The sequence below is a fragment of the Streptomyces sp. SID14478 genome, assembly GCF_010548525.1.
In the GTDB taxonomy this organism is placed as follows: Bacteria; Actinomycetota; Actinomycetes; order Streptomycetales; family Streptomycetaceae; genus Streptomyces.
This window is the reverse complement of the sequence record NZ_JAAGMG010000484.1, coordinates 1-9,779: the sequence shown is the minus strand read 5'-3', so window position 1 is coordinate 9,779 and position 9,779 is coordinate 1. Positions and strand designations below refer to the sequence as shown.

The 9,779-nt window shown below is 70.6% G+C and carries 11 protein-coding genes and 1 tRNA gene; 6 read left to right on the top strand and 6 right to left on the bottom strand.

Translation table 11 applies throughout. From position 1 onward, the window contains the following. Window positions 1-774: amidase family protein (locus G3I40_RS16115; RefSeq protein WP_275410191.1), on the top strand; the 774-nt coding region annotated here is incomplete at its 5' end. Between the two features lie 253 nt (window positions 775-1,027). Here G3I40_RS16115 and G3I40_RS16110 read toward each other — a convergent pair. Then, entirely contained in the window at window positions 1,028-1,537 is a 510-nt protein-coding gene (locus G3I40_RS16110; RefSeq protein WP_164302853.1) for a DUF3830 family protein, read from the bottom strand. 109 nt (window positions 1,538-1,646) lie between these two features. Between G3I40_RS16110 and ehuB the strand changes: the two genes are divergently transcribed. The 5 genes from ehuB (at window position 1,647) to G3I40_RS16085 (ending at window position 5,710) form a co-directional block, all read left to right on the top strand. Continuing rightward, entirely contained in the window at window positions 1,647-2,573 is a 927-nt protein-coding gene (gene ehuB, locus G3I40_RS16105; protein WP_164302852.1) for an ectoine/hydroxyectoine ABC transporter substrate-binding protein EhuB, read from the top strand. Then, the gene (ehuC, locus tag G3I40_RS16100) at window positions 2,570-3,319 is read left to right on the top strand and encodes an ectoine/hydroxyectoine ABC transporter permease subunit EhuC (RefSeq protein ID WP_164302851.1); all 750 of its coding nucleotides are present in this window, start codon (window positions 2,570-2,572) and stop codon (window positions 3,317-3,319) included. Before ehuB ends, ehuC begins: the two co-directional genes overlap by 4 nt. Beyond that, complete coding sequence (gene ehuD, locus G3I40_RS16095) at window positions 3,316-3,963, top strand: ectoine/hydroxyectoine ABC transporter permease subunit EhuD (RefSeq protein ID WP_164302850.1); 648 nt, start codon at window positions 3,316-3,318, stop codon at window positions 3,961-3,963. The genes ehuC and ehuD overlap by 4 nt, the downstream gene beginning before the upstream one ends. Further along, window positions 3,953-4,768 (top strand): ectoine/hydroxyectoine ABC transporter ATP-binding protein EhuA, encoded by an 816-nt coding sequence (gene ehuA / locus G3I40_RS16090; RefSeq protein ID WP_164302849.1) that lies wholly within the window; start codon window positions 3,953-3,955, stop codon window positions 4,766-4,768. Before ehuD ends, ehuA begins: the two co-directional genes overlap by 11 nt. Before the next feature lie 171 nt (window positions 4,769-4,939). Then, complete coding sequence (locus G3I40_RS16085; protein ID WP_164302848.1) at window positions 4,940-5,710, top strand: IclR family transcriptional regulator C-terminal domain-containing protein; 771 nt, start codon at window positions 4,940-4,942, stop codon at window positions 5,708-5,710. A gap of 191 nt (window positions 5,711-5,901) precedes the next feature. Here the strand turns inward: G3I40_RS16085 and G3I40_RS16080 are convergent. The 5 genes from G3I40_RS16080 to G3I40_RS16060 all read right to left on the bottom strand — a co-directional run. Further along, a tRNA-Lys gene (locus tag G3I40_RS16080) sits at window positions 5,902-5,975 on the bottom strand. Between the two features lie 53 nt (window positions 5,976-6,028). Next, the gene (locus tag G3I40_RS16075) at window positions 6,029-7,696 is read right to left on the bottom strand and encodes an AMP-binding protein (RefSeq protein WP_164302847.1); all 1,668 of its coding nucleotides are present in this window, start codon (window positions 7,694-7,696) and stop codon (window positions 6,029-6,031) included. 57 nt (window positions 7,697-7,753) lie between these two features. Then, the gene (locus tag G3I40_RS16070) at window positions 7,754-8,197 is read right to left on the bottom strand and encodes a DUF3592 domain-containing protein (protein ID WP_164302846.1); all 444 of its coding nucleotides are present in this window, start codon (window positions 8,195-8,197) and stop codon (window positions 7,754-7,756) included. Window positions 8,198-8,326: 129 nt separating this feature from the next. Beyond that, complete coding sequence (locus G3I40_RS16065; RefSeq protein WP_164302845.1) at window positions 8,327-8,938, bottom strand: lytic polysaccharide monooxygenase auxiliary activity family 9 protein; 612 nt, start codon at window positions 8,936-8,938, stop codon at window positions 8,327-8,329. Between the two features lie 121 nt (window positions 8,939-9,059). Further along, on the bottom strand, window positions 9,060-9,779 hold a 720-nt coding region (locus G3I40_RS16060), incomplete at its 5' end, for an SPFH domain-containing protein (protein WP_275410190.1).

Sequence of the window (9,779 nt, the reverse complement as noted above, 5' to 3'; positions counted from 1 at the left end):
GTCGGGCCGATGACGCGCAGCGCGGCCGACGCGGCGCTGATGATGGACGTGATCTCCGGCCCCGACCCGCGGGACTGGTCGCAGCTCGGGCCGGTCGCCGGCAGCTTCCGGGAGGGGCTGCGCGGCGGTGTGCGGGGCCTGCGGGTGGCGTACTCGCCCTCGCTGGGCGGGCAGGTGGCGGTGCGGCCCGGCGTCGCGTCGCGGGTGCGCGCGGCGGTGACCCGCCTCGCCGAGCTCGGCGCGTACGTGGAGGAGGTCGACCCCGACTTCAGCAACCCGGTCGAGGCCTTCCACGTGCTGTGGTTCGGCGGGGCCGCGCGGGTGGTGCAGCAACTGTCGCCCTCGCAGCGGGAGTTGCTGGACCCGGGCCTGAAGGAGGTCTGCGCGCAGGGCGCCCGGTACAGCGCCCTCGACTATCTGGCGGCGGTGGACGTGCGGATGGACCTGGGGCGGCGGATGGGCCTGTTCCACTCGACGTACGACGTGCTGATCACGCCGACGCTGCCGCTGCCCGCGTTCGAGGCGGGTGTGGAGGTGCCGCGCGGTTCGGGGCTGCGGCGCTGGACGGGCTGGACCCCGTTCACGTACCCCTTCAACCTGACCCAGCAGCCGGCCGCGTCCGTCCCCGTCGGTCTGGACGGTCACCTGCCGGTGGGGCTGCAGGTGGTCGCGGCCCGGCATCAGGACGCCCTGGTGCTCAGGGTGGCGCACGCCCTGTACGAGGCGGGGGCCGCGGGGACGGAGCCGCCGGTCGGGGCCCAGGGCGTGTTGTGAAAGTCCCGTCGTTCGCCCGAAGGGCGGGCCCCGCGGCGTCCGGTGCGTGCGATCGCAAGGCGCCGGAGCGTCCTCATAGCGGAGCTATTCGGGCGCTCCGGCAACGCCGCTGGGGGTCCCCCCGGCCGAAGGCTGGGGGAGTGCGTGCCGGACGCCGCGGGGCAGGCGGGACTTTCACAACACGCCCTAAGCCACGGGCTCCGCCCCGGGCCCCGCCCGTCACACGCCGGCGGGGCTGGTTCGGGGGGGGCCGTCACACCCGCTTGAATCCGAGCGTCTCCCCCACCGCTCCGCCGCGCCACAGGTCCTGGCAGGCCTCGGCCATCTCGTCGAGGCCCGTCACCACCTGACCCCACACGATCCCGGGGACCCAGCCCACGTCCCCGTTGATCAACAGGTTGTTGCGCTCGTAGAACAGCGCGAGGTCGATGACGGGGGTGCCGGCGGCCAGCGACGCCCCGGCGCCGTACCCGTACGACTGGGAGCCCAACTGCGTCCCGTTGAAGGAGAAATAGCAGAGGTCGCCGGGAATGGGCGTCACCGTCGGATTCTCCAGCGGTGGCTCCTGTTCCGCGAATGCCGGGAACAGGGCGTAGATCTCGTTGCGGGCGTATTTGGCGTGGTAGACGTCCGAGACGAGTGGCAGCGCGTCCCACACCGCCGCACAGGTCAGCGGAGCGCGGTCGTCGAGGAGTTTCGCCGTGCAGGCAACTCCCCGCTTGGCCAGGGAGATTTCGATGAAACGGTCCGGTGAGTCAGCCATGCGCTCCATGGTCAACCTCAGCCACCCCCGTGGGTCAAGACCGCCTCGCCCGTATCAAGGGCGTGAATTGGTCGGCATATGTTGAGTCGAGCCGGGTAGCCGCGCGCCCATGGCTCCACCACCTGGAATAGACAAGAGACTTGAAGTCAGTCGGCTGGGCCGCCGCTCGTTCCTGATGGGCGCGGCCGCAGTGGGCGCTGTCGGCGTGACGGGCTGCAGCCTGGCACCGGAGGAAGGCGCGATCGAGGGCGGCGATCTGCTCGACCGGCTGCGTTCGTCGGGCACGGTCAAGGTCGGTGTCGCCGGTGAACAGCCCTTCGGCTACATCGACTCGGACGGCAAGGCCACCGGCGAGGCCCCGGCCATCGCCCGGGTCATCTTCAAACGACTCGGCATACCGAACATCAAGCCCATACCCACCCAGTTCGGCGCTCTCATACCGGGCCTGAAAGCGCTCCAGTTCGACGTGGTGTCGGCCGGCATGTACATCATCCCGGTCCGCTGTGAGCAGGTGCTGTTCTCCGACCCGGACTACCTGATGCTGGACTCGTTCATCGTGCGCAAGGGCAACCCGCACGGCATCAAGTCGTACGAGGACATCGCCAAGAAGGGCCTCAAGCTCGCCAGCGGCACCGCGTACGCGGAGATCGGCTACGCCGAGGCGGCGGGCGTGAAGAACATCCTCGTCCTGCCCGACCCGGTGGCCGGGCGCGACGCCGTCGCGCAGGGGCGCGTGGACGCCTTCGCCGGTACGAACGTCACCGTCAAGGGCGTGGTGAAGGGCAACAGCCGGGTCGAGGCGACCAAGGCGTTCCAGCCCGTGGTCGACGGCAAACCCGCCTACGGTGCAGGCGGGTTCGCCTTCCGCCCCTCCGAGAAGAACTTCCGCGACGCCTTCAACGAAGAGCTGCACAAGCTCAAGAAGAGCGGTGAACTCCTGCGGATCGTGCGGCCGTTCGGCTTCACGGAGGACGAGATGACCGACCTGACGGTCGAGAAGCTCTGCCCGCCGGCCTCTGGGGGTTCCGCATCATGATGTCGTCCGAGTTCCTCACCTCATGGTTCCTGCCCGCGGTGTGGATCACTATTCAGGTCCTCGTCTACAGCGCCCTGGTGGCGTTCGCGATCGCCCTTCCGGTGGGCATCTGGCGCACGTCGCGGCTGCGGATCGTACGCATCGTGGCGGGCGCCTACTTCGAGATCTTCCGCGGTACCTCGGCCCTGGTCCTGATGCTCTGGATGGCCTTCGCGGTACCGCCGTTGCTGCATCTCCAGTTCGTTCCGCTGGCGTCCGGCGTGCTCGCGCTCGGACTCACCTACGGCGCGTACGGTTCCGAGATCGTCCGGGGTGCGCTGGCTTCCGTGCCGGCCGCACAGCGCGAGGCGGGGGTCGCGCTCAACTTCACTCGGATGCAGCGACTGCGCCTGATCGAACTGCCGCAGGCCTGGCCGGAGATGATCCCTCCCTTCAACAACCTCCTGATCGAGTTGATGAAGGGCACCGCGCTGGTCTCGGCGATCTCGGTCGCCGACATGACGTTCGCCGGCGGCCTGCTGCGCCAGGCGAAGAACGAGAGCGCGCCGTCGTACACGCTGCTCCTGGTCCTCTACTTCATCCTCGCGTTCATCCTGACCCGCGGCATGCGGGTCCTTGAGCGCCGGGCCAAGGCGAAGGTCGGCAGGCAGCCGGAGAAGTCCGGCTTCTTCAGCGGTCTGCGCAGCAAGGGCCGGGTCGATGCCCTCACCGGCAGCGGCGTCACGGGGACGGGGGACACCAAGTGAACTGGGACTGGCAGGTCGTCGACACCTTCATGCCGCGCTTCTGGGACGGCGTGCTGATCACGCTGCAGGCCCTGGGCTGGGGCACCCTGATCGCGTTCACCCTGGGGCTCGTGTGGGCCATCGCGCAGCGCTCGGGGCCGGCGTGCGTGCGGATCCCGGTGACGGCGATCACCGAGTTCATCCGCAACACGCCCCTGCTCGTGCAGCTCTTCTTCCTCTTCACCGTGGTCCCGGAGTGGGGCCCCACCATGTCGCCGCTCACCACGGGCGTCGTCGGCCTCGGGCTGCACTACTCGACGTACACCGCCGAGGTGTACCGGGCGGGCATCGAGGGGGTTCCGGTCGGCCAGTGGGAGGCGGCCACGGCGCTCAGCCTCTCCCGGCGCCACACCTGGACGGCCGTGATCCTGCCGCAGGCCATTCGCCGCGTGGTGCCCGCCCTGGGCAACTACGTGGTCGCGATGCTGAAGGACTCCCCGCAGATCTACGTGATCGGCGCGCTGGACATGCTGGGCGAGGCCCAGGCGTACAGCCAGGAGACCTTCACCACCGAGGCACTGACCGTCGTGGGCGTGGCCTTCATCGTCATCGCCTTCCCCGCATCCCTCCTTCTGCGAGTTCTGGAGCGTCGCCTTGTCCGCTGACAACAGCACTTCCCAAGAGATCAGAAACCCCGCCGTCGACGGCAGCGAACTCATCAGGTTCGACAAGGTCACCAAGCGGTTCGGCGCCAACACGGTCCTCGACGACCTGGACTTCTCCGTCGCCTCCGGCAAGCACGTGACGCTGATCGGCCCGTCGGGCTCCGGCAAGACCACGATCCTGCGGCTGCTCATGACCCTGCTCAAGCCCGAAGAGGGCACGATCAAGGTGGGCGGCGAGTACCTCACGCACGAGGAGAGGAACGGCAAGCTGGTCCCGGCCGGCGAGAAGCACATCCGCGAGGTCCGCAAGAACATCGGGATGGTCTTCCAGCAGTTCAACCTCTTCCCGAACATGAAGGTGCTGCGCAACATCATGGAGGCGCCCGTCACCGTGCTCGGCCTGCCGAAGGACGAGGCCGAGGTGCGGGCCCGCGAGCTGCTCGACATGGTGGGGCTCGGGGACCGCTGCGACGCGTATCCGACGCAGCTGTCCGGCGGGCAGCAGCAGCGGGTCGCCATCGCGCGGGCCCTCGCCATGCGGCCGCAGGTGCTGCTGCTCGACGAGGTGACGTCCGCGCTCGACCCGGAGCTGGTGGCCGGGGTGCTCGACGTCCTGCGTGACATCGCGCACACCACGGACATCACCATGCTCTGTGTGACCCACGAGATGAATTTCGCCCGGGACATCTCCGACCAGGTACTCATGTTCGACGCGGGCCGCGTCATCGAGTCCGGTTCGCCGGAAAAGATTTTCAGCGAACCGGAACACGAGCGCACCCGGGAGTTCCTGAGCGCGGTCCTGTGACCTGCCGCGCACAGATTGGGGCATGACTTTGGCATATGCCAGGGTGGCGCGTTCCTGCTGAGAGGCACGGAACGCGCCACCAATCTCCCCAACAGCCGCCCCTATTGGGTGTGTTGGCGGCTATCGTGGACGGAGCCAGCTGTCCGGAACCGTTCCATGCAGGGGGATCCCGTGGCGCTGAAGCACGAACAGGACGCGTCGGCGTACCAACCGCACCAGTCGGTGCAGCTGGCGCTCCGCGTGCTGGAGACGGTCGCCCATCACGGCATCGGCGTCACCACCGCCGAGCTGGCCCGCACCGTCGACCTGCCCCCGGACGAGCTGACCACGCTGCTGCGCATGCTCCGCCGCGAGGGATACGTCCAGCAGACCGCCGACGGCGCGTACGTCACGGGCGACACCCTGACCAGGCTCGGCTCCGCCGAGGGCCGCGAGGCCGCGCTCACCGCCAAGCTCCAGATCACCCTGGACGAGCTGCGCGACGTCGTGGGCGCCGCGGTCTACATGAGCCGGTACATCGACGGCGAGGTCCGCGTCACGCAGTACGCGTCCGGCCCCGAGGCCCCCGCGGTGAACGAGTGGGTCGACTTCCGCGTCTCGGCGCACGCGAGCGCCGTCGGCAAGAGCCTCCTCGGTCAGCTCGACCTGAACGGCCGGCGCGACCACCTCTCCCGCCACAAGATGGCCCGCCTGACCTCGCGCACCATCACGAACGAGAAGGTGCTCCTGTCCAAGCTGGCCTCCCAGCCGGCGACGGTCCCGGTCCTCGACCTCCAGGAGTACGCGGTCGGCACGGTCTGCGCCGCGGTCCCGATCACGGCGGGCTCCGCGGTCGGCTGCCTGGCCCTGTCCCTCCCGGTCGAACACGCCCACCGCCTCCACCACGCGGCAGACCGCCTGAACAAGTCAGCGGCCCCGGTACTCCTGTCCTTGACGATCTGACCTCACACGAAGGGCCTTGCCCGTCTGTACGCCGCCGGGCACCCCAGCCCGGTCCCCGCGTCCACAAGGGGCCCCCGCGCCGGTCGGGGGCGTGGGTGGCGAAGCCCCCACACCGCGCGGCGAAGCCGCGCAAAAACAACGATGGCGGGACGGTTCGCGTACTCCGCGAACACATCCCGCCACCGACAACGTGCGCCGCCAGGGACTCGAACCCCGGACCCGCTGATTAAGAGTCAGCTGCTCTAACCAACTGAGCTAGCGGCGCCTGCTGACTCGGAAATAGTACCTGGTCCGCAGGGGTGCCAGCGACCAAGGCCGTCAGTGGGGCTGGAGCAGCGCCTCGCGGCCCTGTTCCCGGTACGCGCCCACGAGGGCATCACGTTCCCGCTCCGTCAGCCGGCGGTACGTCGCCTCGCCGGCCGGCCGCCACCACAGTTCTCCCCCGCTCCAGAAACCCTCGCGGCGCAGCTCCCCGCGCCGCACCTTGTTCGTGGCCGTCACCGGCATCCGCTCCACCACCCGGACGAAGCGGGGCGCCATCTTCGTACCGAGATCGCCCTGCGCCAGCAGGAACTCCCCGAAGGCCAGGGGGTCGAATCCGGTGCCCTCGCGCGGCGCCAGGGTCGCCATCACCTGGTCCCCGGAGACCGGGTCGGGCACGCCGTACACGGCGACGGCGGCGGCGTCCGGCCAGCGGGCCAGGATGTTCTCGATCATGGCGGGGGCGAGGTTCTCGCTGTCCACGCGGACCTTGTCGTCGCCGCGTCCGGCGAAGTAGAGGAACCCGGCCGCGTCCCGGTAGAAGAGATCGCCCGTCCAGTACCAGCCGTCCGCACGGACCCGCTCCCCGTACGCGGCGTCGTTGCGCCAGTACCCCTCGAAGGACGACCGGCCCCGGTTCACCAACTCCCCTATCGCCTCGCCCCCGTTGACCAGGCGCCCGCCCGCGTCGAACACGGCGGGCGGGCAGGCGGCGCCCGTCTCCGGGTCGAGGACGACGAGGTCGTCGCCGGGTGCCGCGCGCCCGATCGCGCCCGCCGGGGTGTCGGCGGTGCGCTGCACGGCGGCGCCGCCCTCGGACGAGCCGTACCCCTCGACGAGCCGCACCCCGAACCGTTCCTCGAAGCGTGCCGCGTCCACCGCCCCCGCCTCGGTGCCGAAGCCGACGCGCAGCGGGTTGTCCCGGTCGTCGGGGCGTTCCTCGGTGGCGAGCAGGTACTGGACGGCACGCCCCACGTACGTGAAGTAGGTCGCCCCGAACCCGCGCACGTCGTCGAGGAAGTGGGACGCCGAGAAGCGGCGGCGCAGCGCCACCCCGGCCCCTGCCGCCATCGCCGGGGCCCAGTCGGCGATGACCGCGTTGCCGTGGAAGAGCGGCATGCAGATGTAGTGCACGTCGTCCGCGCGGACGCCGAAGGTGTCGACCAGGGACCGGCCCGCCGCGGCCAGGCGCCCCTGCGTGCACACGGCGGCCTTGGGGGCGCCGGTCGACCCGGAGGTGAAGTACAGGAGCATGCGGGTGTCCGGCCCGACCCCGGCGGCGACCTGTGGCTGCGCGCCCTCGTACGCGGCGAGCAGTTCGGCGTACGCACCGGTGTCGGTGACCAGGACGCGGACGCCGGGCAGTTCCAGCTCGTCGAGCAGCGGGAGCCGGGACCGCTCGGTGACCAGGACGCGGCAGTCGGTGTGGGTGATGTCGCGGGCCAGTTCGGCGCCGCGCCGGGTCGGGTTGATGCCGGCGACGGCGGCCCCGGCCAGCGCCGCCGCGCTCAACCACTGGGGGAACTCGGGGGTGTTGTCGAGCAGCACCCCGATGTGCGGCTCCGCGCCCGGCGGCAGCAGATCGGCGAGCAGCGCGGCCCGTGCCGCCGCGCCCGCGGCGACCTGGTGGTGGCTGAGGACCTGATCCTCGTACGCGAGCCCGGGCCGGTGGTCCCCCCATCGTTCCTGGACGAGTTCCGCGAAGGTGCGCGTCATGGATCCCATGGCGGCGCACGATAATTGACGCATCGTCAGAAAGGGAGTGCCGCGCACACCCCGTGGTCAGAAGTCGTCCGTCGGCATGTCACCCGCGCCCGACACGAAGAACACGCAGAAGGCCACGACCACCGCGAGGACCGCGAGCACGAGCACCGTGCCCGCCAGGTTCGCGAAGGGCCGCGGCGCGTGGGCGGTGGCGTGTTCGGGGTGTTCGGCCGTGTAGTGCACGAGGACCACGTCGCCCTGGACGGTCATGGCGGGGCCGCCCGGCTCGTCGATGCGGACGGTCCGCCCGTCGCGGGCGGTGAACTCGTAGACGTGGTGCTGCGTGGTGCTCGGGTGGTCGCCGCCGCTCCTCGTCGTGTACGCGCGCAGGCAGCGCGCCTCCGCCGTGAGCCCGCCCCGCCAGGCCGCCCGCAACCGCAGCGAGCGGCGCACCACGACGAAGCCCATGGCGAGCGCTCCGCACGCGATGAGCGTAGGTACGAGAGTGAAGATCAGATCCATGGCGCTCCCCCGAGTCACTGGCCCTGCACGCCGCCCCGCGATCGGGGCGGCGTGCAGGGAAGCTACCCGCGCCGGGGGCGCGGGAGCCTCAAGACAGGCTCAGAACATCGGGGACCGCCCCGGAACCGCTCAGAACGTGACGTCCGAGCACGCGTAGAACGCGTTGGCCGTGTCGGCGATCGTCCACACCGCGAGGATCACGTGGTGGCCGGACTTGCCGGAGGGCAGGGTGCCGGAGTGGGACAGGGTGGCCGGGGGCTGGCCGCTGTAGGGCACCGTGAGGAACGGAGTGGTGTCCAGGGCGGCACGGGTCAGCGGCTGGCTGTCGTTCCAGCCGTTCTTGGTGACGTAGTAGCGGAAGTCCGTGGTGGAGTGCCGCGCGGTGAACTGCCAGCGGAACGTGTAGCTCTGACCGCCCGTCACCTTCGTGGTGGGCCAGGCCGAACCGTTCGGCTGCTTGGCCGCGTTGAGCTGCCCGAACTCGCCGTGGTTGCCCGAGCAGATCTGCCCGTCGGCGGGGCCCGCGGCCGGGAAGCCCTTGGGGCCCTCGACGCTCTGCGGCTCCCACTGGATGTTGCCGCAGTTCGCGACGGTGCCGTTGGCACAGAGTTTCTGCCGGCTGATGGGCAGGTCGGTGTAGCCGTGGCCGCTGGCACCGCTCGCCGAGAGCGCGAACGCGCCCGCGGTGGTGAGGCCGAGCAGGGCCGCGTACGCCTTGGTACGCCGTGACGTCTTTCGCATGCTGCCGCTCCTGGGGGTGTGGGGAGTTACGGAGCCGTGCGCACAGCGGTATTTCAGGTCTAGACCAACTCCCAATGTATTGCCGGGAGTTGGCCGTGTCCATACAAAGCCGTGACTCCGCTCACTCCCCCCTGCCGGTGTAGAACGCCACCGTCAGGTCCTTCACGAGCGCCTTGCGCTCGTAGTCGTCGAGATCCACCAGACCCCGCGTGGTCAGCCGCGTCACCGTGTCCTCCACCGAGTCCACGACGGAGCTGAGCACGCTGTCGCGGTGCTGGGCGTCCAGCGCCGCGACCCGGCGCCGCCGCATCGCTGCCGCCACCTCGGGCGCGTACTCGATCCGCGAGGTCTGCGCCGAGAACACCTCGATGCCGACCGGCCCGGCATCCGCGGCGAGCCGGCGGGTGAGCAGATCGCCGACGGCCTCGGCGTTGCGCAGGGTCGGCACGTCCTGGTGCAGCGGGCTCCCGCCGGCGACCGGGGGCGCGTCGGCGGGCAGCTGCGACAGCACCCGCGCCAGGCCCGCCTCCACGCACTCGCGCAAGTACTCCTCGTGGTCCTCGACGCCCAGCATCGCCCGCGCCGTGTCCTTGATCCGCCACACGACGAGCACGACGACGCGCAGCGCCACCCCGTTCGCGTCGACCGCGGGCATCGGCTCGCTGCGCCAGTGCCGCAGGCGTACGTCGACGCGGCGGCGCAGTAGCAGCGGGTTGACCCAGAGCAGGCCGGTCCTGCGCACGCTGCCCCGGTAGCGCCCGAAGAGGGTGAGCACCCAGGCCCGGCCGGTGCGCCCGCGCGCGAGGCCGCCGAACCCGAAGAGCGCCAGCGCGCCGGAGCC

What these genes read in the sequence shown, in the direction of transcription:
- G3I40_RS16065 (WP_164302845.1), bottom strand. Translation starts at nt 8,938, where the DNA reads ATGCGAAAGACGTCACGGCGTACCAAGGCGTACGCGGCCCTGCTCGGC.
- G3I40_RS16070 (WP_164302846.1), bottom strand. Translation starts at nt 8,197, where the DNA reads ATGGATCTGATCTTCACTCTCGTACCTACGCTCATCGCGTGCGGAGCG.
- G3I40_RS16075 (WP_164302847.1), bottom strand. Translation starts at nt 7,696, where the DNA reads ATGGGATCCATGACGCGCACCTTCGCGGAACTCGTCCAGGAACGATGG.
- ehuC (WP_164302851.1), top strand. Translation starts at nt 2,570, where the DNA reads ATGATGTCGTCCGAGTTCCTCACCTCATGGTTCCTGCCCGCGGTGTGG.
- ehuB (WP_164302852.1), top strand. Translation starts at nt 1,647, where the DNA reads ATGGCTCCACCACCTGGAATAGACAAGAGACTTGAAGTCAGTCGGCTG.
- G3I40_RS16110 (WP_164302853.1), bottom strand. Translation starts at nt 1,537, where the DNA reads ATGGCTGACTCACCGGACCGTTTCATCGAAATCTCCCTGGCCAAGCGG.